The following is a 25624-nucleotide window of genomic DNA, read 5'->3' as shown; positions in this document are numbered from 1 at the left end:
TTGAGCGCCGCGTCAACTACTAGGGCCTGTTGAGGTTTCACTCACGGCCGCGCTGGAGCCCGTTTTTATTCGCGGCAAGGCAGGAGGAGAGAGGTTTGGTGATTCCAAATGAACGACGACTAACGCCGCCGCGGGTAAAAACGGGCCCAGCCCTACGGGTTGCCCCACAAATCGCGGTTCGCGATGAAACGTCAACAGGCCCTAGCCTTTGGGAGAACGTTAATGGTTGAAAACCGCCCTTGGGCTAACCTGATAGCCCATATTGTTTTGATCTCTGGTGTCGCGCTGGTGGTTTTTCCGGTGTATGTCGCGATCATCGCCTCTACCCATTCCCTATCGGGTTTGCTGCAGGGTACGCTGCCACTGCTGCCCGGTGGCCACGGGATCGAAAACTACACGCGCATGTGGCAGTCGGGCGTCTCCAATGCCGGCGCACCGCCGGCCGCCCTGATGCTGTGGAACAGTTTTATAATGGCCATGGCGATCACAGTGGGTAAGCTGTCTATTTCGCTGCTTTCCGCCTTTGCCATCGTCTACTTCCGTTTCCGCTTCCGGATGTTCTTCTTCTGGGTGATCTTCGTCACGTTGATGCTGCCGGTGGAAGTGCGCATTATTCCGACTTTTCAGGTCGTTGCGGATCTTAAAATGCTCAATAGCTTTGCCGGGCTATCGATCCCGCTGATTGCCTCGGCTACCGCAACCTTCTTGTTCCGCCAGTTCTTTATGACCATTCCCGAAGAGATGCTCGAAGCCGCCCGAGTCGATGGCGCCGGGCCACTGAAGTTTTTTAAAGACATCTTAATGCCGCTGTCGGTGACCAATATCGCCGCGCTGTTTGTGATCATGTTTATCTACGGCTGGAACCAGTACCTCTGGCCGTTAATTATCACTACCGACCCTGATTATTACACCATCGTAATGGGCATTCAGCGCATGACTTCTGAAGAGAACCCACAGTGGCAATTAGTGATGGCCGCGGTGGTCATGGCAGCGCTGCCGCCTGTATTAGTGATTCTGTTTATGCAACGCCTATTTGTGAAAGGCCTGACCGAGACGGAGAAATAAGATGGCCAGCATTACCTTGGAAGGGCTAAAGAAAACCTATAGCGGCGATGTTCATGCCGTCAAAGGCATCGACTTACAGATTGAAGATGGCGAGTTTGTGGTGCTGGTGGGGCCTTCCGGCTGCGGCAAATCTACCCTACTCCGCATGGTGGCGGGGCTTGAAACCATTACCGAAGGCACGCTCAAAATCGGTGACCGGGTGGTCAATAAGCTAGAGCCCGCCGAGCGCGATATCGCCATGGTGTTCCAGAACTACGCGCTCTACCCGCATATGACGGTGTACAACAACCTAGCTTACGGCCTCAAGAACCGCGGGTTTAACAAAGAAGACATTGAAAAGCGCGTGCGAATTGCCGCCAAAATGCTCGAGATCGAAGAGTTTCTGGAGCGCAAACCGCGCAAGCTCTCTGGTGGTCAGCGCCAGCGCGTCGCCATGGGCCGCGCGTTGGTGCGCGACCCGGCAGCCTTTCTATTCGATGAGCCACTTTCCAACCTGGATGCCAAACTGCGCGTGCAGATGCGCGTGGAGATCAAACAGCTGCAGCGGCGCCTGAAGACTACCAGCCTGTATGTGACCCACGACCAGCTGGAAGCCATGACACTGGGTGACCGTTTAGTGGTTCTTAACGCCGGGCAGATTGAGCAAGTGGGCACACCCATGGATATCTACGCCCGCCCCGCCAGCATGTTTGTGGCCGGGTTTATCGGCTCCCCCGCCATGAACATGCTGCCGGTGGATTACTTGAACGAACAAGGCGCCAATGGCCTGCTGGATAACCTGCCCGACGGCACCGATGTCGTCGGCATTCGACCGGATGATATGCATCTAACGCCGCCGACCGCGCCTCACCTAATTGTCGACTCAACGCTGGCGCTGTTTGAAGCCGCGGGGGCCGAAAGCCACCTATATGTGACCCTCGCCGATAGCGACCAGCCTACAGTCATCCGCGTTTCGGGGCAGCCGCCCGTTGCCGAAGGCGAAACCCTGCGATTTTTTGTGACCCGCGACGCTCTGCATCCTTTCAACAGCGCCACGGGAAAACGCACCGGGGATTGAATACCTATCCCCCGAAAGACAAAACAAGAAAAACAAGAAAAACAAGTCAACGGAGAAACCATGCGCTACGTTTGAGATAAAGCTTACGGATCTCCCTTGATGAGTACTGAACCTTCATACGTCGATGACCTGTATCGTGAGCACTCCCGGCGCGTGCAGGCGACGCTGATACGCCTGCTGGGGGATTTTGAACTAGCCGAAGAAGCCATGCAGGATGCCTTTGTGGCGGCGGTTCAACAGTGGCCGGTTAACGGCAAACCTGACAACCCCACGGCATGGCTAATTCGCACCGGCTACCACTGCGGAATAGACCAAATTCGCCAACGCAGTACTGCTCGCCGTCGGGCTCACTTGCTATTACCCACAGATGAAGCGCTGGATCTTGAGCCCACCACCATCGAAGATGACGCCTTGCGGCTGCTATTCACCTGCTGCCACCCAAGTTTGAGCATGGAAGCACGGATTGCCCTGACGCTTCGCGAGATGTGCGGTTTGACCACTGAGCAAGTAGCCAGCGCGCTACTGATGAAGCCTACGACGCTGGCACAGCGTATCGTACGAGCCAAACGCAAAATTCGCGATGCGCATATCCCTTATGCCGTGCCTACCCAGGAAGAGCTGCCCGAGCGTTTACCCGATGTGCTCCAAGTCATCTATCTGGTCTTCAACGAAGGCTACTCGCGCAGCACGGGCGCCAGCGTGGTCGATATCAGCCTAACAAAAGAAGCCATGCGACTGGGCAATGAGCTGGCACGGCTACTGCCCCAGGGGGAGGTATTTGGGCTGATGGCCTTAATGCTGCTTAATGATGCCCGCCGGGATGCGCGTCAGGATAGCGACGGGGAACTGGTCACCCTGGATGCTCAGGACAGACGCCTATGGCGCCAAGAGGATATCCAGACCGGCATTGCATGGCTGGAACAGGCGCTGGCGCTCACCCCCACCGGGTACTACACCCTTCAGGCGTCGATTGCCGCCGTACATGCCCAGGCTAGCCGCGCCGAGCTGACTGATTGGGGGCGCATCGTCAGGCTCTACGACGCCCTCTGCCGACGTTTTCCATCACCCATCCTGGCGCTGAACCGTGCGGTCGCCATTGCCATGAATGGTGCACCCGATACCGGCCTGAAGTTACTCGACGACATCGCTCAACACCCGCAAATCAACCGCTATTATCTATTTCATGCCGCCAAAGCGGATTTACTGCGTCGCCAAGGCCAGCATGAGGCCGCGCGCAGCGCCTATCAACAGGCGCTACTATTGGTCACCCTGGATCCAGAAAAACGCTTTTTGCTAAAGCGGTTAAACGAACTAGAGCCAGCTCCATAAACATTCGTTAGCCCCGCATAGAGATCGACATGTCGCCATAGATATTTGCCTGAACCGTCGGGCGCCGCAGGTACTCATGGGGAAATCCTAAAGGCACCGCGCTGACCTCGTCGAGCCGTGCCAATTGGTCACCTGTCAGTTCCAGTTCGAGTGCAGCCAGATTGGCTTCAAGCTGACTTATCGATCGCGCTCCAATGAGCGGTGCAGCCATACCAGGACGGGTGAGCAGCCATGCTAAAGCCACAGTGGCAGGTGATGTATTTTGTTCCGTAGCGACCTGTTTCACTTCGTCAATAATGCGAAAGCTGCGTTCGGGGACGGGCCCCGCCTCGGTCACGATGGCGGCACGGCTGCCGCTGACCACGTTTTCGGGTACGAGTGCAGCACGATTGTACTTCCCCGTCAGGAGTCCACTCGCCAGCGGTGACCAGGGCATGATACCCATCCCCATTTCACGCGCCATCGGAACCAAGTCACCTTCCACGCTGCGCTCAATCAGATTGTATTCCAGCTGCATTGCAACCATTGGCGACCAGCCCCGGAGATCGGCGATAGCCTGCATCCGTGAAGCCTGCCAGGAAGGGATATCCGACAGCCCCAGATAAACGACCTTTCCTGCTGCCACCAAATCATCCATGGCGCGCAGAATCTCTTCCACGGGAGTGGTGAAATCCCAGGCGTGCAGATACAGCAGGTCGATATAGTCGCTGCCCAGGCGCGTCAGGCTGTCTTCTACCGAACGAACCATGCTACGTCGGCTGTTGCCTCCAGAGTTGGGGTCATCACCGCGCATCGGCAAGGTGTATTTTGTGGCAATGACCAGGCGATCCCGTTTCCCCTGGGCGAAACGGCCGACAAAGGACTCGGAAGTGCCACCCGTATAGTAATTCGCCGTATCAATGAAGTTGCCGCCGTGATCGACGTAGCGATCAAAGAGCGCGCGGGAGGTCGACTCGTCGGCGCCGAAGCTCCATTTCGTGCCGAAAGTCATGGTGCCTAGCGCCATAGGCGATATTTTCAGGCCAGAACGGCCCAGCAAGCGGTAATGGTCGAGCTGCATGGGATTCTCCCTAAGCTGTTGGTTTCCGCAATGGTGGGCTTGTTCTTAAACTGACAGAATACACCGATATATTCATGGACTATGAAGCTGAAATGAACAATGAAAGGTAGCGATGTGGCGGAATTGGGTGCCTTCGTGGCAATCGTTGAACATGGCAATTTCGCACGAGCGGCGGGATGGCTCGGTGTTTCGCCCTCGGCACTCAGCCAGACGATCCAGCGGTTAGAGGCACGCTTAGGACAGCGCCTTTTGAACCGAACCACTCGAACCACGCGGCCAACGGAGGCGGGCCAACAGTTGTATGAGCGAGTTCGGCCCGCTCTGAAGGAGATTTCAGCGGCTCAAGCGCAGTTGCTGGAGCAACAGGACGAGCTTGGCGGACGGTTGCGGATCAATGCGTCGCGCGCTGGGGCTGCTTATGCGCTGGCACCACATCTGGCTAGCTTTGCCGAGACTTACCCTGGAATTGAAGTCGAGATCGTCGTCTCTGATCGTTTGGAAAATGTGGTGGCTAGTGAGTGTGATGCCGGACTGCGGCTCGGTGAGAGCCTGGAACAGGATATGGTGGGAGTGCCAATGAGCGAGCCGCTACGTTGGATTGCGGTGGCATCGCCGCTCTATCTGGCTCGGGCAGGGACACCGGAGCATCCCGCTGCTTTGAAGGAACACACCTGTATCAATATGCGCTGGCCCAGCGGAGGACATCTGTTCCATTGGGAATTCGAGTGCGAAGGTCAGTCCGTTCGGGTGGCTGTGACCGGCCCGCTGTGTACCAACGATGTGGCAACGCGACTGCGTGCGGTCAAGGATGGACTTGGTATTGGTTATTTCCTTGAGCCGGAGGTGAGGGGCTTGCTATCGGCCGGCGATGCCGTTGAGGTGCTGGAGTCTTGGTGTCCAAGGGAGCCAGGGTTCTACCTCTACTACCCAGGCAACCGACTAGTCACTCCGCAACTTCGGGCGTTTCTCGATCATGTCATGGCGCGCCGTCGGAAAGTCGTTGCTACGTAATAAGATCATTTAACCTGCATCCGATAGCAGAAGGAAATCAACCAGATATTCCGATTACCAAAAATAATATCTAGGCTGTGTCGATCCGTGAGCACGTCAAACGACTACAGAGAGTCACTACCCTGAACAACCAGGAGGCTCTCAATGAAATTCATGCTGATACGCCGTGCCGATGCCAACACCGAGAATGGTGCTATGCCATCCCAAGAAATGTTTGCCGCCATGGCTGCTTATAACCAGCGCATGACCGAGGCAGGCGTGTTTTTGAGCGGCGATGGCTTACATCCGACCAGTGACGGGTGTCTGATCCGTTTCAAAAACGGTGAGCCCACCATCATCCCCGGGCCTTTGTCTCCAGCCAGTGAGCGTATTGCTGGCTATAGTGTGCTCGAAGCCCCTTCCCTGCAGGCGGCCATTGAGTGGGCCCAGCAGTGGCCCACCCAGGATGCCGATGGCAACGTGACCCTTGAATTACGGCGCTACTTCTCGCTGGAGGATTTTGAGCCCGGTGCCGGAATTGAGCAGCACCGTAACCTTGCTCGTATACCGGATGCCATGAACGTGCACGTTGCCTTTCCCGGCACCTGTCGGGAGGCCATGCAGTTCTATGCCGATGTCACCGGAGGGCATTTGGAGTGCCTGTTGACCTATGCTGACACACCCGCCGCTGAACACACGCCGCCCGACCTTCATGACCGCATCATCCATGCCTCACTGAACCTGCGTGGACGCCGCTTGATGGGTGCCGATATGGCGGCTGACTGCTATACACCACCGCAAGGGATAGAGGTTCAATTGGAGTATCAGGATATCGAGCAGGCCGCACGAACCTTTGCTCAACTAGCGGAAGGTGGAAAGATGATCATGCCGTTCGAAGCGACCTTCTGGTCACCAGGGTTCGGCATGACGGTAGATCGTTTTGGCGTCGGCTGGATGGTAAACGTTCCGTCAGACAACTGCCCCTTGGCCACAGAAGGAGACTCCCCATGAAGTACGTTGCGCTGGTCTATTACCAGGAACAGATTATCAACGCCATGAGCGAACAGGAGTGGCACGACCTCAACCAGGAGTGTATTGCTGGGGTTGAGCGCCTGAGCGCCAGCGGCCACTACCTGGCCGGGCAGCCGTTACAACCGACGGAGACCGCCACCACCGTGCGCGTACGCGATGGCGAGACGTTAATCTCCGATGGCCCCTTTGCGGAAACCAAGGAGCAGTTGGCCGGTTTCTACATGCTCGAAGCCCACGACTTGAATGAAGCACTGCAGCTGGCTAGCCGTATTCCACCAGCCCGGCTGGGCAGCATTGAGATACGCCCCGTTCGAGAACTCCCCCCTAAAGCAGAATAAAACAGTAATAGGAGAACAGCCATGAGCAAGCTTACACACCCTTATGTAGATGGTTTCGTCGCTGCCGTGCCCAGCGCTAATAAAGATGAGTTTATTGAGCATGCCCGTGCCGCGGCCGTTGTTTTCAAGGAACACGGCGCACTGCGGGTCGTGGAGTGCTGGGGAGACGATGTCCCCGAAGGGGAAGTGACCTCCTTCACCATGGCGGTCAAGCGCAAGGATGACGAAAGCATCATCTTTTCCTGGATAGAGTGGCCATCGCGCAGCGTGCGCGATGAGGCCATGCCGAAAGTCATGCAAGACCCGCGCTTGCAGATGGACGTTAACCCGATGCCCTTTGATGGCAAGCGGCTCATCTTTGGCGGCTTTGAAAGCATCATTGATGAGTAAGCGCTACCCGTGGCCCGGAACTCACTACGACGCTTCCTGGGCCACATCCTCTGGCACCACACCTTCTTGAGCTACATCAGTAATCCGCCCTTCCACCTGGTAGAACACCTCTTTACGTTCCACCATATAGTCGCGCAGCATCTCCCAATCCGTATTGCCGACGATGGTGTTGCGCCCATCTTCATAGGCAGCGCCAAGTACCGTATGACCGTCGCCGCCAGCAGCGGTAAAGTTATTGGTGGCGATGGTGTAAGTACGCTCGGGGTCAATCGCCTGCATTGCGCCTTCCTGGGCAACGCTTAGGCTAACCAGCCGCTCGCCCGACGGCTCACCGCTGTCGTATATCAACTCTACGCCTGCCGACACCTGCAGAAAACCGCCGTCTTCGCCGGGTGCATTAGCCAGGGCGATCTCGAAGGTTTCCAGCAGCTCGGCGCCGGTGACATCAAGCAGCGTCAGGCGATTGCCAAATGGCTGCACGGCGATCAAATCACCCACAGACACATCCCCACTCTCAATCGCTTCACGGATGCCGCCGCTATTCTGAATCGCCATAACCGTGTCGGGTGCCACCTGCTGCGCAGCATGCAACTGGGCATCGGCGATTAAATTGCCCAGCGCTGTTTCATTGGCACGCACGCTCCGTTCATCGCCACGCCCATGGCGCGGGTTGGGTAGCGTGGAGATTACCTTGGCGCCGACCTGGGTATCGCGCAGTGTCTCAATCTCAGCGGTGTAGGATTCAAGCCGCTTGGCGGCATCAGCGTCCGCTTCGCGATCGTCGGCAGCGAGCAGTTCACCGCTGGCATCCACCACCACACCGTTCTCGTCGAAGGTGACCTGCATAACGCCCAGGTGCTGGCCATACTCGCCTGCCTGGCCAATCACCGTCGGTGATGGGAGCTTCTCACCAGTGCGGCTCTCGCTCAGCAGCCTGGGGGGCGACACTTGAGTATGGCTGTGGCCACCAATAATAATGTCGATGCCTTCGACATGCTCTGCCAGCAGCAGGTCATTACCTACGCTGGGGTCACTGTCGTAGCCCAAGTGGGTAAGGGCAATAATCTTGTTAACGCCCTGCTCTTCAAAGCTTGCCACCATGGCTTCAGCCGCTTGGCGATAATCGCTGATGGTGACGTGGCCAGGGCTGGAAATCGTCTCACTGTCCTGAGTGTTTAACCCAAAGATGCCGATTGGCTCGCCGTTATGCTCAACGATCATGCCGTCATAAAGCGTCCCCGCCTGCGGCTCAGCGCTGACTGAATCACCCAACATGTCAGCAAACTCCGGGCCTGCGGAGAAGTCCAGATTCGCCCCTAAAATAGGAAACTCGGCGCCTGCGAAAAACGCCGCTAGCGCTTGGTGCCCCTGTTCCGGGTCACCCAAATCGAACTCATGGTTGCCGGGCACAAAGGCGTCGTAGCCCATTAAATTCATAAATTCGAGGGCATCCTGGCCTTGAAACTCTGTGAAGTAGAGCGTGCCTGTAAAGATATCACCGGCATCCAGCAGCAACCCTTCGCCAAAGCGCTCCTGCGCCTCGTTCAGCGTGGTAATTAGATAGGGGTACTGATCGGTACGCCCATGTAGATCGTTGGTGTGAAATAGCGTCAGGGTGTAGTTATCAGCAAAGGCAGGAGGAACGGTGGCAAATAGCGCTGTCCCTAGCGCCAAGCCATAGCGGTGAAAACGCATTTAAATGACTCCTTTCATAACAGTGTTCAGACACTTTAGCAGCAAAGATAGCCTACCAGCGACATTTCGTCTCCATGGTAAAAGTATTGCCTTACCCCCCTCTCCCTAAATTTATATTGAGAGGAATAACTCACCGAGAAAAAGAGCGCCTCTTTTAAGGCAGGCAAGTAAAGCATAAAATATAAAAACGCTAAAAACCGGTGTGGAATTATCCACACCGGTAAAGATCGAAACATGCGAGCTAACTAAAAGCTAAAGAACTAATGCAAAAAACTAATGCAACACTACCGCTAACATCACTCTATTAATTAGAAGTGATAGCGAGCGCCTAATGCGTAGTACATATCTTCTTCGAAGTCATTAACAGCATCCAGGTTACGATCGTTCAGCTCAAGGAACATATCGAAATTGCTAGACAGCTTGTACATTGACCCTAGCGCCCAAGCGTTACGCTCATCGCTAGCGCCGTCTACGTCGATGTTGTAGTAATCGGCGAAGAACTTCCAGGAATCGATGGCGTACGTAGCACCAACGCCGATTTTATCGAAACCACCACCGTTAACATCGTCATCACCGCGGGTTTCATAACCTACACGAGCAGCGAAAGCATCTGTAACAGCAAACTCGCCCGTAGCGCCATAACGCACTTCACCGTTACCGCCACCACGTACCGTATCTTCCACATAGCCAAGCGCTAAACGAGCTGGGCCTGTTTCGTAGACAACACCACCCTGAGTGGCGATAACGGATCCTTCGGAAGTCTGCTCGGCTTCAGTCAAACCACGCTCAGAGAAGTGCTTGGCAGAAATAACCGCCTGAAAACCACTCATTTTAGGCGTTTTATAGCCAATAGAGTCGCCGCGTGCCTGGGTACCACCACCCGCAAACTCGTAGCCGCGCTCAACGTAAACATCGAACGGCGTCATCACGTAGTTATCGTAGAAACTGTTGTAGTTCCCGGCCATAAAGGTACCGAACTGCTGGCTTTCCAGGCCTAGGTAGCTGTTACGTACCTCATCGAAACCAGAGGATGTATTACGCTCATCACCCGTAAAACGCCACTCTACACGGGCGAATGCACGCAGGTCAGAGGAAATCTGGTGGCCAGCGGTAATCCGTAAACGCGAGCCGAAATTACGGAACTCTTCGCCGTTATCAACACCGTTGTCAACACCACCGCCTTCAAGACCCATAGCGATGCGACCATAGATTTCGAGATCGGTACCGTCTTGGTCATAAACGGTTGCTGCTTGTGCTGCAGAGGCTGCCAATAAACCGCTAACGGCTAGGGCCAGTGTCGTTTTTTTAAACATGATCGTTCCCATTGAAGTAGTTAATGCTTGCGCTTGCGAAGGCACAATGAAGGACGAATAACGCCTCAACACAGGGAACCTTAAAGGAGTTATGTTTCATTAATCTTAAAGTTTTATTTTTTGGGAACTTATTTTTTTATGCGCTATTAAATAAAACTGCCATCCAAATTTAACATTGAACTGATATTAGAACAGATGGCTGTAGCACTTTGTCTACTAGCCTATTTATTTAAGCGTGTCATCACTTATTCACCTGTTTGTCTCGGCAGTGTCATTCACCCCACCCACACTGTACGAAAACGTGATAAAGGGATGAATCGCTCATGCGGCTCTGCATCGTTAGTGAGACATGGTCACCGGACATCAATGGCGTTGCCCATACGCTGAGCCGGTTAAGCTATGAACTTAACCGGCAAGGAGTGCCGGTGGATGTGATCCGCCCTCGGCCACGATCTGCGGGTAATGCAACCGGTATTAACCGCGAGCTACAGGTGCAGCGCCTTGCCCTACCTGGCTACACCGATGTGCAGGTAGGGCTGGTTAGGCCCGTTACACTGCGCCGCTTTTGGCGCCAACATCGCCCCGATATCATCTATGTAGCGACCCAAGGCCCTCTCGGCTGGGCGGCACGCCAAGCGGCACGGCAACTCAATATCCCCCTGGTAGCGGGCTGGCACACCAACTTTGACCACTACTGTGAAGATTATGGCGTCAATTGGCTGGCCTCGACCACACGCCGCTACCTGCGCTACTTCCATAACGGCTGTGACCTAACGTTAGTGCCTACTCATCAGCAGGCTAAAGCACTGCAGCGTCAAGGGATTCGGGGGGTTCATGTGCTGTCACGCGGGCTGGATGGCGAGCGCTTTTCACCTGCCCACCGTGACCCTTCATTACGCGAACGCTGGGGAGTTAGCGAGCATCAGCCGGTGGCCCTTTACGTTGGCCGACTAGCCGCAGAAAAAAATCTCACCTTGCTCCATGAAAGCCTTCAAGCCATGCGTGAGGTGCGGCCCGATATCGCCCAAGTGATCGTCGGCGATGGCCCCGCACGGGCACAGTTGGAAAAGGCGCTGCCCGACGCCCACTTCACCGGCTTTGTGGGGCAGGGATCGCTTGCTCGCCACTATGCCAGCGCCGACCTGTTTATTTTCCCCTCGCTTTCAGAAACCTGGGGCAATGTGGTGGCGGAAGCCATGGCCAGCGGCTTAGCCGTGGTGGCCTATGATCATGCAGCCAGCGCTGAGCTCATTAGCAGCGGCCACAACGGTGTCACCGTACCCGCTGGCAATAGCACCGCTTTTCAACAGGCAGCAGTTGAGTTGTGCCAACACCCAGCTGACTACGCTCGTTTAGGCCGAGTAGCGCGTTTACGCGCCCTTGAGCAGAGTTGGACAGGTATTGCCGAGCAGTTTTTGCGTTACTTACACCAAGCCCAGGAGGCTCATCATGCGCCCGCGTCCGCTTGTCGTATTCGATCGTCTTGACCTGCTGGAGTGGCAGTTCTGCCAGCGCATTGCGCGGCTATCGATCTACCGCCCCTGGCGAATCACGCTTCAGGCCGCCAGCCGCTTAGGCGATTGGCCTATTTGGGTGCTGCTGATTCTCGCCCAGCCCTGGCTTCAACCCAATGGCGCCTGGCGCGTACTGCAGTACAGCGTTATCGCTCTATTTGCCGTGGCGGTTTATCGACTGGTGAAAACTCGCTTATGCCGTGAACGACCCTTCATTACCTATAGTGAAGGCATCGAGTGCTGTGAACCTGCCCGCGACCGTTACAGTTTTCCCAGCGGCCACACCATGCACGCGGTGATGTTTAGCGTCTTGGTCGCCGCCCACACGCCCTGGCTACTACCGGTGGTATTGCCATTAACGCTTCTAATAGCGGTCTCACGGGTAGGCTTAGGGCTGCACTATGTCAGCGATGTACTGGCAGGGGCAGCGATGGGCTACGCTTTTGCCTTGGCCAGCCTGTATTGGATGGGGTAAAGCGCGTCCTGCCCCCCCCAATGGACAACCCTTTGATGGACAGCCGCGTGATAGACACCAGCGCAAAAACGCCCGCATAAGCGGGCGTTTTACTTTCAAGGCAGATAGTTAAACGTCGGGCGGCATGTCATCGCGTTCATCAATACTGGCCGTAAACGATGTCTTAAGCATCATATACACGCCCACGCCTGAAAACCCTAAGAACAAAACAAACATGCATAACATCAATGCCATCGCCATAATCTTGTCCCTGATCGTGCGCGGTCGTTACGTTGACGTTTTCTAACCGCTGCATTTTGGTTTCATCGAAGGATAGACCAAAATCACACTTTTTTCTGTACAAAAGCTGTGCAAAAACCAGAGCCTTATAGAAAGTACTTATCTATCAAATGATTATTTAAATCACACATGCGAAAAAACCACCTCACTTGCATGAGATGGTTGATTCGCATCGGTCCGCTCCCTGGTTTGATGAACAGCGCCTCCTTACGCTGCAACCAGTGAGTGGGCTAATTGTCCCTTAAACATCCTGTTCATTTTTCGGCTTCCTGCCTTCCATTTTGCTGTTAGCCCACTCACTCAGTTACTGGTGAAAAATGTTAACTCGACTAGCGTTAAGTGACTGAATTTAAAAATGACTTACTTTATTCATTTGCGAGTATTTACTTGGTTTCTTGCTGGATTCTACTTAGTAACTGCAGGCAATGAGCCAAACCATGCCAATAACGAATATAAACATTAAAAAACAACTACTTAAAACAATAAAAAGTGAATGGCAAAGCACTCTCCACCTCTATTTTTCATGTATAGAAGTGGCACATGCGACATAAACATACGGTTTCGAGGCACACTGCTATGCTTCCTTGTGTTTAAACGTATTGAAAACCGTAGCGTATCGTCACGACAGAGGGTATTTTTGCTTTCTACTCCTTTCACTAACGGTATGCCTTCGAAGGAGGCTTTTATGAAACGCACTATCGCCCTCGGCTTCGTGATGGTGGTGACCCTGATGCTGGTCAGTGGCTGTAATACCATTCGCGGTGCGGGTGAAGACCTTCAACAGGGTGGCGAAGCTATCCAGCGTGCAGCGAGCTAACCGTTATGATGACTGTTTATCTATCCCATGGCCTTGAGAGCGGGCCAGGCGCACTGAAAACCCAGGCAATGAAAGGTGTTGCGCAAAAGCTGGATGACTGTGAGCCCGTGGTCATGGACTACCGAGGCATAGCAGAGCCACAGCAGCGCCTTCAACATCTGCTGGGAGTATTAGCCGAGCGCGGTGACGACCCTGCCCAGTGTGTGCTGGCAGGCTCAAGCTTGGGAGGCTGGTTAAGCGCGACGGTTAGCGCTCAGCAGCCGGTGTTGGGATGCTTTCTGCTGGCGCCTGCATTGGGGCTTGCCGACTACCCGGAAACGTCACCGGTTATTCAGGCGCAGCACACCCATATTATTCACGGCTGGCGGGATGATGTGGTTGCCCCTGAATCGGTGATCGAACGTGCTCGTCTTCAGCGCCTATCGCTGCGGATGGTTGACGACGATCACCGCCTGCACGCGAGCCTGGAAACTATTTTATGTGATTTTGAGCGCTTCTTATGCCAGTGCGCCGCGCCTAATCCCTACGATTAGCAAGGCTAGTTAAAGCAAACATTCGACACGAGCACCTCAATCCTATACAAATAGTGTACAAAAAACATCGATAGCGAGGAGATTGCTCATGTTAGGTATGTTTAAGCGCGACCCCAAAAAGAAGCTTCAACAAGAGTATGAGCGCAAACTACAAGCCGCTATGGAGGCTTCACGCAATGGCGATATGCGTGCCAATGCCACGCTTACTGAAGAAGCAGAAGCGTTACTTGCCGAGATCAGGCGCATTGAAGCGACACAATAACTGCCATAGACAACGCTGTTGCTGCCCAGCGTCACTTCGGCAGCCTACCCAAGCCCAGGGTAGTGGTGGCAGGATGAGCAGCCACTCACCAGTAGCGACTGCACTTTGCCCAACCCCACCACCCTAGCCGATGCGGTATATATACTCGCTGGCGACTAGGAGCCTGTCTGGCTTGGCCGATCGTCGCGAGAAGCACGAATTTTGAGCCAAATTTATCGATCGATTGAGGCGAATAGCGTGCTATTTAACGAAATCGATCGAATAAAGTTGGCCAAAATACCGGGATTCGCAGTAGATCAGTGTTAAGCCAGACAGGCTCCTAACGTTTACTCGTCAGCGAGTGCCGGTAGCAGTGTTTTCAGTTTACGCGTGAGCGTATTGCGCCCCCAGCCCAGCAGCTCGGCGGCTTCACCTTTGCGCCCGCCAGTATGTTTTAGCGCTGTCTCAATCAGAATCCGCTCAAAATCGGGCACCGCTTCTTCCAGTAGATGGGTATGGCCTTCGGCCAGGGCATGATCCGCCCAGTCACGAAACGCCGTGCGCCAATCGCCGTGGGCGCTGCTTTCAGAAGCGCTGGGTGAACGCAGCTCCGGCGGTAGATCTTCAACCAGAATTTCACGCCCTGATGCCATCACGGTGAGCCAACGGCAGATATTTTCTAACTGCCGCACGTTACCGGGCCACGGCAAGCGCGTTAGGTGGGCTTCCGCTTCACTGGTCAGCACCTTGATATCGGTCGTCAGCTCTTTCGCCGCTTCAGCTAAAAAGTGCCGCGTTAAACGAGGGATATCTTCGCGGCGCTCGGCAAGCTTGGGCAGGTGAATACGGATCACGTTCAGGCGGTGGAACAAATCCTCCCGGAAGCGGCCGTCATCCACCAACACTTCTAGGTTTTGGTGGGTGGCAGCAATAATGCGCACATCCACTTTGACCGGCGTATGCCCGCCAACGCGATAGAACTCTCCATCGGCCAGCACGCGCAGTAGCCGCGTTTGGGTTTCAGCGGGCATATCGCCTATTTCGTCTAAAAATAGCGTACCGCCGTTGGCTTGCTCAAACCGCCCCTGGCGCTGCTGGGTCGCCCCTGTAAACGCACCCTTCTCGTGACCAAACAGCTCAGACTCAATCAAATCACGGGGAATCGCCGCCATATTGAGGGCAATAAACGGCTTGCCCTCACGAGGGCTGTGCTGATGGAGCGCCTGGGCAACGCGCTCTTTGCCGGTACCCGACTCCCCATTAATCAACACCGTGATGTGGGAGTGAGAGAGGCGACCAATGGCGCGGAACACCTCCTGCATGGCGGGGGCTTCGCCGATAATTTCGGCGTTCAAGCCTTCCGGCACAGTCACCGGACGCTGGCGTTCACGGGCGTGGGCCACGGCGCGGCGCACCAGCGCCAGGGCCTCGTCAACATCGAACGGCTTGGGCAGGTATTCAAATGCCCCGCCCTGGTACGAGGCCACGGCGCTGTCCAGGTCGGAGTGCGCGGTCATCACGATCACCGGCAGGTCAGGATGCGCTTCGCGTACCCGGGACATTAGATCCAGCCCGTCGATACCCGGCATACGAATATCGGTGACCAGCACGTCGGGTGGGTTTTCCAACAAGCGTGTCAGGGCAACGTCGGCGCGCTCGATACACTCAACGTCAAGGTCGGGTTGCGCCAAGGCGCGCTCCAACACCCAGCGGATAGCGCGGTCATCATCGACAATGACCACCCGCGCAACATCATTACGTGCAGCCTCAGTCATGACGCTTCTCCGGTGAAATTAATAACCATGGGAATCAGTAAACGAAATTCGGTGTGTCCAGGACGTGAATCGCATTCAATCAATCCTTGATGCTGGTGCAAAATCGACTGGGCAATAGAGAGCCCAAGGCCGCTGCCTTCCGCGCGTCCCGACACCATGGGGTAAAACAGTGTTTCCTGCAGCGTATCGGGAATGCCGGGGCCGTTATCGATCACGGCGACTTCACTGACCAGCCGGTGACGTTCGGCGCCAAGCGTAAACTGGCGACGGGCGCGGGTGCGTAGTATTAAAGTGGGCTCCGGCGTTTGTGCATCGCTCATGGCCTGTACCGCATTGCGCGCCACATTGAGCACCGCCTGAATCATTTGCGATTCATCGCCGGAAAGGTCGGGCAAACTGGGGTCGTAATCACGGCTGATTGTCACACTAGGGTGTTCGGCAATCAGCAGCGCCCGCACTCGCTCCAGCACCTTGTGGATGTTGACTGGCTCGTGTTTAAGCATCCGGTTAGGGCCGAGCATGGAGTCGACCAGGTCGCGCAGCCGATCCACCTCTTCAACAATGATATGGGTATATTCGCGCAGCGCCGGGTCGTCTAGATCACGCTCTAGTAGCTGTGCTGCCCCGCGAATGCCACCCAGCGGGTTTTTGACTTCATGGGCGAGCCCGCGGGCGAGCACCTTGATGGTCTCCTGGCGTGTGGTTAGCGCCTCTTCCCGGGAGATCTGCATCAGCCGATCCCGCGGCTCTACTTCCAGTAGCAGCTCATCGTCGGATAAGGGCGTCACCGTGTAGTCCACCGTGAGCGGTTCGCTATTCAACGGGGTAATGCGTGCTTCACGCTGGGTATAGGGGTGAAACGCATCCCGCGCCTTGGCCAATACTTCGTCAATGCTTACATCCCCGCCAAGTAGCGTATCCAGGCTGATGCCGTGAACACGGCTAAGGCTGACCGCTAACAACGCTTCAGCGGCAGGGTTCATCCATCGCACACGCAGTTCGCCGTCTAGCAGCAATACCGCTGTGGTGAGATGCTCAAGCAAACGCTGATGCATGGTGGTGTCCTGAAAAATCGCGTCTTCCATCGCCGATACAGACCTACAGGTGGATGATCAATGAGGGAGCTGCAAAAAGCGCGCCAACTATACGTTTATGTCCATTTGCACGGCTTGCGGGCATCGCAGCGAAAGAGCGCGAATCGTTTTAGCGCACTTGCCGTGCCAAATGCTCCTGCTCATGCACCACTTTAGTGCGCCCAGGTTTTGGTAGGTAATACTTAGGGCTGTTTTTTTGATCGCGTTTATTAAAGCGCTCTTAAGGAACCGTAATCGTCACCGCTGCCGTGCGGTGCTGTAAACGCTGGCTGCTCTCCAGCATTCTGCCTGGATCTCGTGCCCCCTTGCGGCAGGCCCGTTAACCAGAAGACATCGCTGTGCAGCGCTTTCTGGCTAATCTCGCCATTCACCAACAGCCGTACCTGATTGTCGTCGCGCAACGGTGGCGCAATAACCACCTCCACCACGGTCATCCCCTCTTCCACCTGTGCGCCTTGCTGGGGCAGAGCGATGGAAAAGTGGTCGCAGGGCATAAAGGGCTGCTTGGGTTATCGGTAAAGGTAACGTTGCCGTGCTGATCGGTCACCCGATACACCGCCTGCCCGAACGCCGTGCCACCCACTCCCCCACGCCCAAGAGAGCTACCAGCACACTGCTCATCGCCCCTCTGGCACGCTTCTCAGCCTCCCAGCAATAAAAAAACCCCGCCGTAGCGGGGTTCTATTGGCAATCATTGTTACCACCGCCTGGCTGATAGTAACAGCCAAGGGCGAGTAACGCTGATTCGCAGCTGTACTTAACAGCTATAGTACATATCAAACTCGATGGGGTGAGTGGTCATACGAATACGCTCCACTTCTTCCATCTTGAGGTCAATGTAGGCATCGATCATTTCGTCGGTGAATACGCCACCTTCGGTCAAGAACGCACGGTCAGCGTCGAGGGCTTCCAGTGCTTGATCCAGGCTGTGCGCCACAGTCGGTACTGACTTGCCTTCTTCTGGCGGCAGGTCGTACAGGTTTTTGTCCATGGCATCGCCAGGGTGGATCTTGTTTTTGATACCGTCGATACCCGCCATCAACATGGCAGAGAACGCCAGGTAAGGGTTGGCAGTCGGATCAGGGAAGCGCGCTTCCACACGCTTGCCTTTCGGGCTGGCGGTGTAAGGAATACGGATTGAAGCCGAACGGTTGCGGGCACTGTAGGCCAGCATGACCGGCGCTTCAAAGCCAGGCACCAGACGCTTGTACGAGTTGGTAGAAGCGTTAGTAAAGGCGTTCAGGGCACGGGCGTGCTTGATGATGCCGCCGATGTAGAAAAGCGCCATTTCAGACAGACCAGCGTACTCGTCACCGGCGAACTGGTTGTTGCCATCTTTCCAGAACGACTGGTGAACGTGCATACCCGAACCGTTATCACCGACCAGCGGCTTCGGCATAAAGGTGGCCGTTTTGCCATACGCGTGGGCCACGTTGTGGATCACGTACTTCATTTCCTGAACTTCGTCAGCTTTCTTCACCAGCGTGTTGAACTTAACGCCGATTTCGTTCTGACCTGCGTTGGAAACCTCGTGGTGGTGTACCTCGACGGTCTGACCAATCGCTTCCAGGGTATTACACATTGCGCCACGAATATCGTGGAAGCTATCGACCGGAGGAACCGGGAAGTAGCCGCCTTTAACGCGCGGACGGTGGCCAAGGTTGCCGCCTTCCACGACACTGTCGGTTGCCCAAGCGCCTTCGTCGGAGGTGATTTTGTACATGGAGCCCTGGATATCAGACTTCCAATGCACTTCGTCAAAGATAAAGAATTCAGGCTCAGGACCGAAGAACGCGGTGTCGCCCAGGCCAGTAGACTGCAGGTAAGCTTCTGCGCGCTTAGCGATAGAGCGCGGGTCACGATCATAGCCCTGCATAGTGGCCGGCTCGATGATGTCACAGCGCAGCACCAGCGTCGCATCTTCGGTGAAGGGGTCAAGGTAGCCCGTACCATCTTCCGGGCGCAGAATCATGTCGGATTCGTTAATGCCCTTCCAACCTTCAATAGAAGAGCCATCGAACATTTGGCCATTCTCGAAGAATTCTTCGTCTACATCGCGCGCAGGCACGGTCACGTGCTGTTCTTTACCGCGAGTGTCGGTGAAACGCAGGTCTACCCATTTAACATCGTGTTCTTCAATTAGCGCGAGAGTCTTGGCTGACATAGTGTCCTCCGGTATGAGCGTGGCTTAAAGCTAACGACAGTAAGCTACCGATAAAAGTGTTGTTCGACAAAATACGTGCTAAACCGCACGTTTGTCATTCTTGTTCGCTCAACGTTTGCCTGACATTGGTTAACAAATCGCTCAGCGAGCATTTCAGACCGGCTATCGTTTTAGCACGCCGCAGGGCTTATGCCTACGGCCCGCTAGCCGCTTGCAAATACAATGCAGAGAACATGCCAACACTGCACCAATATGGCATAAAAAAACAACAACTATCTGTTTTATAAACATTAAAAAATGGCTTCAAATGCCTCTTGATGACGCATAACGGCGCAACAGGCTATTCTGAACCGTCTAAAAAACCTCTTATGCACCAAAATAGAACAAAAATAATGCCGCGCGCCCCATCAAAGTGCACAAGTCATACTTAGCGCTGTTTTTTAGCTCGCAAATTTTTTTACTTGCTACGCAAATAAACCAGATACTACAATAAATTACAATTTGATAGATTTGCTCACAATCGGAGTCGGCAAATGGGATCGGTCTGCTTTATCGTTGATGCCATGGTGACGGGTGAAATGTTGCCACGCCACTTAAAATCCATACGTGAATCCGGTGTCGCCGACCACTTGCTGCCCATTTTGGTGACAGCCACTCAAGCGCAAGCACGCCTGAGTGCTATTGAACAGCGCTACCATGCTCATTCGCTGATTACACCATCAAGGCCGCTGGGGGCTCGCTTGAATAAAGCCGCGTTTACCAGCCAAGCAGAGTGGCTCATCATTGCGCTACAGAAAAAACCACTGCCTGCGGAGCTTTGGTGTGCACTCTATTCACAGCTCAACACTTACACCCTTGACGCCTTGATTATTGGCCTCACCCGGCCATCGCTGTCGGAACGCATCCTGCGGCGCTTATTGGCCAGTGCTTTACTTTTGCCGCCCTACATTGCCGTGAGGCGAGCCTGGCTAGAACGCTTGGGTGGGTTTGACCCTGAGCTGGACGATAACAGCGCGATCGACGATTTTCTGCAACGTTTACACGCCTGCCCTACGCGTTTAAAAACCTACAACGGAAACCTGCTTAGACTAACGAAAGAGCCAGAAAACCCTTTTCTACCTAACCCCCCGGCTACGGCTTTCACTCCACGCCTATAATGCGTTTTCTGCCGCTATCCACAGATACCATCCACCGCCACTCTCTGACTAGCTTACCTTTAATCGCTTGCCGAACAGCATGGCGCCCAGTGTCGTGGTATTGGCGAGCTTATTAAGCCCCACTGACCCCACCACACCAACCGCCATAAGCGCCAGTGCATACACGCCAATGGGCAACGACAACGGCTCGACAGCCAGATCAGCGAGCACAAAGAACATGGGGTGAGCCAAGTAAATGCCAAACGAATACGCATTAATGTGGCGCACCCACAAAGGCGCAGGACGCCCGGCCAAGTAGCGCATGGCACACAGCGTGAACAGCACGAAGAAAGGAATGACCCACACCTCTTTGGAAGAGAAGGCCAGCCAACCTGCAAAGGTCGCGGCAATAATCAGCGCCACCATTAGCACCAACCAGACCGGGCGGGCCATTTGCTGCATCCAGGCAGGCCGCGCCAGCATCACGCTCTCAGGGGGTAGCGGGTAGTAGCGCACCAGCACCAGGGCAAGAAAAAACACATAGATCCAACCCAGTGGAGCAATCCACAGCAGATAGCCGGGCAGGTCAACCTCAAACCAGTAAGCCAACCCCCAATACGCCATGCTGATCACACAAGCGCCCCACAGCCACGGCACCGGGTTCAAACGCCACAGCTGCCAACGGGTAAACAGCCAATAGGCCACATAAAACTGCATCGCAATAATCAAAAAATAGCCATGCCAGCCCGCGTACACATAATACTCAATGGCGTTGGCCACGAACCCCACCGGTTCATCCGATGGCTGTTGGCTTAGCCATTCAGCCGTCGAATAAATAAAGCCATACACAAAATAGGGCACCATTACATACTTCACGCGCTGGGCAAGGAATCCTTCCGGCACGGATTTATCGTAGCGAACGGCAAACACAAAGACCGCAATAAACAGGAAAATCGGGGTACCCAACACCAGCGGTATGCGCATCAAATCGGTGGCAACATTATCGAGGCGCTGATTGACATGATCTAGTAAGTGAAACAAAAAAACGGCTATACAGCCGTAAGCACGCAACCAATAGATCTCTTCAATTTTGCGCATTGGGCCTCCCGCCTCGACCTACTCCTACCCTGGCATTTTGCATGGCGATGATGAATGACTATGCTAACTGACTGTCTTATATGGCTATGATGAACAATAAAAGCCTTCGCGCTGTCCGACCCCATTGAACAGTTTTAATTCCCGGAGGAAACGTGTTCATCCCTAAGCCACCAGTATTCTCGTACCGATTTCACTCCCTACTTACGGCATTTATTGGCTGGCTAACGTTCAGTGGCCATAGTCTAGCCAGCGAGGTTGAACACCATCAGTTTTTCTCGCCCACGCTAGGTTACGACTACCCCTACAGTATTTATTTACCCGACAATTATGACGCCCAAGCGACAGACGCGTATCCGGTCGTTTATATGCTGCACGGCTCATTTAACACTGACCGCGACTGGGTTTCTCGCGGCAACTTGCAGCAGGTGGCGGATAGGTTAATCGCTGCCGGGCATATTCCTCCGGCCGTTTTCATTATGCCCGGCAGTCGCAGTTGGTGGGTAGATGGCCACAACGAACCCGCCCGCAGCGCATTTTTTAACGACCTAATGCCACATGTGGAAGCAACCTATCGCGTGGGACAAGAGCGCCACCTGCGTGGCGTGGCAGGCTATTCCGCTGGCGGTTACGGCGCACTCAACTTTGCCCTGGAACGGCCTGAACTGTTTGCCGCGGTAGCCGCGCTAAGCCCCGCCAGCTACGCCCCCCTGCCGCCGCGTAACTCCACCGCCTGGCGCCACCCCTCATTTATCAATGACCAGGGTCGATTTGATCGCGAGCTGTGGCAAAACCTTAACTACACCAACTACTTGGAAGAGTATCGCCTGCGCGTAACCCCCCGCGGTACCGAAGATGAGGGCGACCTTTCCCCCGTACCGCTGTATATCAGCGCCGGGCGTAGCGACGTTTATGATGCAGAATTTCACGCCCGCATACTGCGCCAAGCCATGGAACGCATCCAGCCCAACGATGTGCGCCTCGACCTCTACCCCGGTGGCCATACATGGAAAGTATGGCGCGCCAGCCTACCGGCAGCGCTAAACTTTCTCTTTCAATACGTGGGACAAGAAAACAGCCCAGAGGTGGAGACCAACAGGGCGGAGGATGAACAGCATACATAACCCCATTGAAGGCACTACACTGAAACTACACTCATCACGTCATTCAACAAGACAAGGAAGACAGCGATGCATCAGCATATCGAATGGGACGAACCCGGCAGCGCCAGTGTTATGCAGTACTTTAAAAAACACCCGGATCAAAGCAGCCAACCCGACCCGGGCGACATCATTTCCGCACGCTACCAAGGCGCCATGGTGCGCGTTAAAGTAGAAGCCTACCGAGAAGATGACGCCGTCAGCATCGGTGAAGTCGCCGCCATCATCGACACCGACGGCAGCCGCCATCAAAGCCACAACAAGCTGGAAGTCGGCCATATCGTCCGGGTACCCGATGGCAAACGCGCCATGGAAAAATGGGGTGACAACGAAACATAAGCATGCAGAGTGGCGCGGTTCGCGATACAGCGTTAACAGCCTTTAATCGCAGATCGCTTGCAAGGCAGCCCATTCAGCTGGCGTTAGAATCGCAGTAGTACCGCCTTGGCTTTCAGCTAATTGCTGGGCCTGGGTACCGCGCCAGCTGGAATCAGGGTGTGTAGATAAATGCTCGGGGGTAGCAATATCACCGTCCTCCAGCCCCTCGATCCGCGTAAAAAAGTTTGCAAACCCAGCTGCATCAACTTCCGCCGTAGCGAGCATTTCGAGAGCAAAACGGTCTGCCTCGACTTCAGCCTCCCGGCTATAAGAAGCAGTAAGCAAATGCTCACCCACCACCGCGGCACCCGCAAGATCGCCAAAAACCATGCTAAGCAGCCCCGCAGCCCCCGCCGCCCGTAATGCTTGCCGCATTGGGTCTCGCCGCTCCACATGGCCAATTTCATGAGCCAGTACCCCCGCCACCTCTTCGGGGGACTCAGCCTCTTCCAGCAATGCACTCAGAATAACCACCTGCCCGCCGGGAGCGGCAAACGCATTGACTTCAGAATGACCGAAAACCTGAATGTCTATGGCGTAGTGCATATCACGCCCTGCAGTCAGCCTCTCCAGCATCGTATCTAGCGCCGCCACCCCCTCAGGAGAATCGCAGCGCTGCATGCCTGCGTTTGAACTACTTAGCACCCATTCGATTTGCTGGGTAACGGCTTTACCAAACGCAACTTCGCGCTCGATAGGAATGGCCTGAGCCAGGATATTGGCCATGCCCGGCAAAATAACGAAAAGCATCAGCGCAATGGCCACCACCGCGCCCGTTCCCCATCCTGCCATGCGCAACCAGGTTCTTTTACGGACATCACGGCGGAAAAGATCAGGCTGTGTGGCACGCAACCAAGCAATAAAGTCGTTATCAGTGACAATAAGCCGTGCAGGATCTCTCTCGTCAACAGACGAGACATAACGGGTCAAGGTCAGCTGTTTTGTACTCGAGCTATCACGAAGAGCACGAAGATCGGCGAGTTCCCAGCGAACGGGGTCAGCTAGCGATTCTGCGTGGATGACCAGCGCCTGCTGGTCATCTAACACCGAAATGCACACCTCATGACGATAGGCCGTCACGCCGTCAAAGAATTGCGCCTGCAACATTAAAATGCGCCAGCGACATCGAGTGCATCCGCCACGCCCTCAGCACCAACGGCATCATCTGCCTGACGCTGCTGGATTTGATGTAAAGGCTCGGGATTTATGATACTAAACGTCTGAACATAATGCCCCAGTATAGGCTGAGTAATCATCACCATTTTCATTGCCTGAAACAGCAAGAATAAAAAGATATAGCTCAGCGCAGCACCAATGAATCCAACCGTGACTGACGAGATACCAAAATCAAAAATGGCCGTCATAACACTTATTATAAATATTATAAATAACGACATTACCCCCATCCCGACAGCTGCAATAAAGTAAATCCTGATAATAGCCCCCGTGCGCGGCTCAGCCTTAAAGCTAACCTCCTCGCCTAGCGTCTTGTGAGAAGTCATATAAGCAAAACTCTTAACCTGGTAATACACAACACCGATAGCCACCCAGACGCCGCCAACACAAAGCAGGGCTGTCGCGAGACCGTTATACCCCCATGTAAAAATACCTAAACATACCAAGAGAATGACGATACCAATAAACAAATGCGTTAGCGACGAGTAGAGACGCGGCCAAGATCCACCCTGCTTGATACGAGCATCACCATAGTAACTCCGCTCGGCCATATACTGCTCTAACTTGAACGTAGCCAGCGGGGCCAGCGCACCCAATGTTACGACCGTCAGCAACCTGTAGCCGATGGCACGGATCACATACCCCCAAGCGCCTTTTTCCATACTAAAACGAATGCCGCACCACCGCGTTCGACTCATCATGTATCGGCGTTTCTGATAACTGGCATAAAAAAGAAGAGGCAAAACAGCAAGAATGTGTATATACACAACAACCAGATAACGAGCTTGCTCAGTTGGATTAGTAGCACTCGACGAGACGTTAAACATCGAAAGGCCGAAGTAGAAGAGCAACATCTGAAAAACGCCGAGATACAACGCCAGGATAACCAGGGCAATGAGAAAGCCAATAAACTTCTCAAGCCCTGTTCCCGTGTACTCCAAGGCAGAATCATTGGCGCTTGTAGAGCCCCAAAGATACTGACGGATGCGAGTCGTTTGCCAGAAACGGTAAATCCCCAAAGTAAGGATAGTGAGTAAGCCGGTCTTAAAAACCAGAAAGAAAAGCGAGAGACTATCGGGCTCTTGACGAGCGGCCACGCTTTTCGGTTCAGACGCTAAGTGATGAGTGTCCATGCGGGAAAGATCCATGTCTTTTAACGTTAGTGATATAGCTTAATTTGACGTCTAGCTAAATAAGTATATCTCAACGCTGCACAAAAACTAAGTAATCTTTGCCATTAATTGCAATTAGATAACCAGAAACCGGCAGAAGGACTCAATGCTCGCCACTTATGACGGTTCATGCACATTTCGAGTAGGCGTGATAAGCCTCAAGCGCAGCGGTGCCAAGTGCACATATCTTTAAGCCAGCTTTACAACTGCCTTGAAACGCACTGTGGATGGGGAGACTCGAACTCCCACGCTTTTCCGAGCGACCTGAACGGCAACACCCACATTGCCACTCATTACGGATCATGCACTTTTCGAGTAGCGCGTATATGGACTCCTCCTCGTCTGC

27 protein-coding genes are annotated in these 25624 nt (G+C 54.4%); 16 read left to right on the top strand and 11 right to left on the bottom strand.

From position 1 onward, the window contains the following. The first annotated feature begins 222 nt into the window (after nucleotides 1-222). The 3 genes from ugpE (at nucleotide 223) to K7H09_RS14240 (ending at nucleotide 3451) form a co-directional block, all read left to right on the top strand. Complete coding sequence (gene ugpE / locus K7H09_RS14250; protein ID WP_022520784.1) at nucleotides 223-1065, top strand: sn-glycerol-3-phosphate ABC transporter permease UgpE; 843 nt, start codon at nucleotides 223-225, stop codon at nucleotides 1063-1065. 1 nt (nucleotide 1066) lies between these two features. Continuing rightward, complete coding sequence (locus K7H09_RS14245) at nucleotides 1067-2122, top strand: sn-glycerol-3-phosphate import ATP-binding protein UgpC (protein WP_039860199.1); 1056 nt, start codon at nucleotides 1067-1069, stop codon at nucleotides 2120-2122. A 99-nt stretch (nucleotides 2123-2221) separates the two neighbouring features. Continuing rightward, a complete protein-coding gene (locus tag K7H09_RS14240) occupies nucleotides 2222-3451 on the top strand; it encodes an RNA polymerase sigma factor (protein WP_039860200.1) in 1230 nt (409 codons plus the stop codon). A gap of 7 nt (nucleotides 3452-3458) precedes the next feature. Here the strand turns inward: K7H09_RS14240 and K7H09_RS14235 are convergent, their stop codons facing one another. Next, entirely contained in the window at nucleotides 3459-4511 is a 1053-nt protein-coding gene (locus K7H09_RS14235; RefSeq protein WP_009288110.1) for an aldo/keto reductase, read from the bottom strand. 99 nt (nucleotides 4512-4610) lie between these two features. On the opposite strand from K7H09_RS14235, the gene K7H09_RS14230 reads away from it, so the two are divergent. The 4 genes from K7H09_RS14230 (at nucleotide 4611) to K7H09_RS14215 (ending at nucleotide 7261) form a co-directional block, all read left to right on the top strand. Then, entirely contained in the window at nucleotides 4611-5522 is a 912-nt protein-coding gene (locus K7H09_RS14230; RefSeq protein ID WP_009288111.1) for a LysR family transcriptional regulator, read from the top strand. A 144-nt stretch (nucleotides 5523-5666) separates the two neighbouring features. After that, nucleotides 5667-6512 carry a YciI family protein gene (locus K7H09_RS14225; RefSeq protein ID WP_009288112.1) on the top strand — a complete coding sequence of 282 codons (846 nt, stop codon included), beginning with the start codon at nucleotides 5667-5669 and terminating at the stop codon, nucleotides 6510-6512. Continuing rightward, nucleotides 6509-6871 (top strand): YciI family protein, encoded by a 363-nt coding sequence (locus K7H09_RS14220; protein ID WP_039860201.1) that lies wholly within the window; start codon nucleotides 6509-6511, stop codon nucleotides 6869-6871. The genes K7H09_RS14225 and K7H09_RS14220 overlap by 4 nt, the downstream gene beginning before the upstream one ends. Nucleotides 6872-6892: 21 nt before the next feature. Beyond that, nucleotides 6893-7261: a DUF1428 domain-containing protein gene (locus tag K7H09_RS14215; RefSeq protein ID WP_022520789.1), complete on the top strand. Its 369-nt coding sequence runs from the start codon at nucleotides 6893-6895 to the stop codon at nucleotides 7259-7261. Nucleotides 7262-7285: 24 nt separating this feature from the next. Here the strand turns inward: K7H09_RS14215 and K7H09_RS14210 are convergent, their stop codons facing one another. Next, entirely contained in the window at nucleotides 7286-8956 is a 1671-nt protein-coding gene (locus K7H09_RS14210) for a bifunctional metallophosphatase/5'-nucleotidase (protein ID WP_009288113.1), read from the bottom strand. A 308-nt stretch (nucleotides 8957-9264) separates the two neighbouring features. Further along, nucleotides 9265-10269, bottom strand: coding sequence for a porin (locus tag K7H09_RS14205; RefSeq protein ID WP_022520796.1), 1005 nt, complete (start codon nucleotides 10267-10269; stop codon nucleotides 9265-9267). Nucleotides 10270-10592: 323 nt separating this feature from the next. On the opposite strand from K7H09_RS14205, the gene K7H09_RS14200 reads away from it, so the two are divergent. From K7H09_RS14200 to K7H09_RS14180, 5 genes are all read left to right on the top strand, one after another. Then, nucleotides 10593-11756: a glycosyltransferase family 4 protein gene (locus tag K7H09_RS14200; RefSeq protein ID WP_022520797.1), complete on the top strand. Its 1164-nt coding sequence runs from the start codon at nucleotides 10593-10595 to the stop codon at nucleotides 11754-11756. Continuing rightward, on the top strand, nucleotides 11719-12258 hold the full coding sequence (locus K7H09_RS14195; RefSeq protein ID WP_022520798.1) for a phosphatase PAP2 family protein: 540 nt from the start codon (nucleotides 11719-11721) through the stop codon (nucleotides 12256-12258). The genes K7H09_RS14200 and K7H09_RS14195 overlap by 38 nt, the downstream gene beginning before the upstream one ends. A gap of 964 nt (nucleotides 12259-13222) precedes the next feature. Beyond that, the gene (locus tag K7H09_RS14190; RefSeq protein ID WP_027958157.1) at nucleotides 13223-13354 is read left to right on the top strand and encodes an entericidin A/B family lipoprotein; all 132 of its coding nucleotides are present in this window, start codon (nucleotides 13223-13225) and stop codon (nucleotides 13352-13354) included. A 5-nt stretch (nucleotides 13355-13359) separates the two neighbouring features. Then, nucleotides 13360-13887, top strand: a complete 528-nt coding sequence (locus K7H09_RS14185; protein WP_009288115.1) for a YqiA/YcfP family alpha/beta fold hydrolase — start codon at nucleotides 13360-13362, stop codon at nucleotides 13885-13887. Nucleotides 13888-13975: 88 nt separating this feature from the next. Then, nucleotides 13976-14149, top strand: a complete 174-nt coding sequence (locus tag K7H09_RS14180) for a DUF6435 family protein (RefSeq protein WP_007111925.1) — start codon at nucleotides 13976-13978, stop codon at nucleotides 14147-14149. Nucleotides 14150-14475: 326 nt separating this feature from the next. Here K7H09_RS14180 and ntrC read toward each other — a convergent pair whose 3' ends face one another. The 4 genes from ntrC to K7H09_RS24550 form a co-directional block, all read right to left on the bottom strand. Beyond that, nucleotides 14476-15903: a nitrogen regulation protein NR(I) gene (gene ntrC, locus K7H09_RS14175; RefSeq protein WP_039860203.1), complete on the bottom strand. Its 1428-nt coding sequence runs from the start codon at nucleotides 15901-15903 to the stop codon at nucleotides 14476-14478. Continuing rightward, nucleotides 15900-16958, bottom strand: coding sequence for a nitrogen regulation protein NR(II) (gene glnL / locus K7H09_RS14170; RefSeq protein WP_027958155.1), 1059 nt, complete (start codon nucleotides 16956-16958; stop codon nucleotides 15900-15902). Before glnL ends, ntrC begins: the two co-directional genes overlap by 4 nt. Before the next feature lie 248 nt (nucleotides 16959-17206). After that, a complete protein-coding gene (locus K7H09_RS14165) occupies nucleotides 17207-17491 on the bottom strand; it encodes a hypothetical protein (RefSeq protein WP_052475667.1) in 285 nt (94 codons plus the stop codon). Further along, entirely contained in the window at nucleotides 17428-17580 is a 153-nt protein-coding gene (locus K7H09_RS24550; protein ID WP_223828040.1) for a DUF4124 domain-containing protein, read from the bottom strand. Before K7H09_RS24550 ends, K7H09_RS14165 begins: the two co-directional genes overlap by 64 nt. On the opposite strand from K7H09_RS24550, the gene K7H09_RS24450 reads away from it, so the two are divergent. Next, nucleotides 17530-17655: a hypothetical protein gene (locus K7H09_RS24450; RefSeq protein WP_255200397.1), complete on the top strand. Its 126-nt coding sequence runs from the start codon at nucleotides 17530-17532 to the stop codon at nucleotides 17653-17655. The two genes, K7H09_RS24550 and K7H09_RS24450, sit on opposite strands and share 51 nt — an antisense overlap. A 99-nt stretch (nucleotides 17656-17754) precedes the next feature. On the opposite strand, the gene glnA is transcribed toward K7H09_RS24450, so the two are convergent. Further along, entirely contained in the window at nucleotides 17755-19161 is a 1407-nt protein-coding gene (glnA, locus tag K7H09_RS14155; RefSeq protein WP_022520804.1) for a glutamate--ammonia ligase, read from the bottom strand. Between the two features lie 533 nt (nucleotides 19162-19694). Here glnA and K7H09_RS14150 point away from each other — a divergent pair. After that, the gene (locus K7H09_RS14150) at nucleotides 19695-20318 is read left to right on the top strand and encodes a hypothetical protein (protein WP_009288117.1); all 624 of its coding nucleotides are present in this window, start codon (nucleotides 19695-19697) and stop codon (nucleotides 20316-20318) included. Between the two features lie 48 nt (nucleotides 20319-20366). On the opposite strand, the gene K7H09_RS14145 is transcribed toward K7H09_RS14150, so the two are convergent. Further along, nucleotides 20367-21395: an acyltransferase family protein gene (locus K7H09_RS14145; protein ID WP_009288118.1), complete on the bottom strand. Its 1029-nt coding sequence runs from the start codon at nucleotides 21393-21395 to the stop codon at nucleotides 20367-20369. A gap of 152 nt (nucleotides 21396-21547) precedes the next feature. Between K7H09_RS14145 and K7H09_RS14140 the strand changes: the two genes are divergently transcribed. After that, nucleotides 21548-22516, top strand: a complete 969-nt coding sequence (locus tag K7H09_RS14140; protein WP_009288119.1) for an alpha/beta hydrolase — start codon at nucleotides 21548-21550, stop codon at nucleotides 22514-22516. A gap of 66 nt (nucleotides 22517-22582) precedes the next feature. Further along, nucleotides 22583-22891: a hypothetical protein gene (locus K7H09_RS14135; protein ID WP_027958153.1), complete on the top strand. Its 309-nt coding sequence runs from the start codon at nucleotides 22583-22585 to the stop codon at nucleotides 22889-22891. A 42-nt stretch (nucleotides 22892-22933) separates the two neighbouring features. On the opposite strand, the gene K7H09_RS14130 is transcribed toward K7H09_RS14135, so the two are convergent. Both K7H09_RS14130 and K7H09_RS14125 read right to left on the bottom strand, forming a co-directional pair. Next, nucleotides 22934-24037: a M48 family metallopeptidase gene (locus tag K7H09_RS14130; protein ID WP_009288120.1), complete on the bottom strand. Its 1104-nt coding sequence runs from the start codon at nucleotides 24035-24037 to the stop codon at nucleotides 22934-22936. After that, nucleotides 24037-25239, bottom strand: a complete 1203-nt coding sequence (locus K7H09_RS14125) for a DUF898 family protein (protein ID WP_051052152.1) — start codon at nucleotides 25237-25239, stop codon at nucleotides 24037-24039. The genes K7H09_RS14130 and K7H09_RS14125 overlap by 1 nt, the downstream gene beginning before the upstream one ends. Nucleotides 25240-25624: the final 385 nt, after the last annotated feature.

Origin of the sequence: Halomonas sp. IOP_14 (assembly GCF_021021315.1) — a bacterium.
Taxonomy (GTDB): Bacteria; Pseudomonadota; Gammaproteobacteria; order Pseudomonadales; family Halomonadaceae; genus Vreelandella; species Vreelandella titanicae.
The sequence above is the reverse complement of the archived record's forward strand: the minus strand, read 5'-3'. Positions and strand labels throughout refer to the sequence as shown.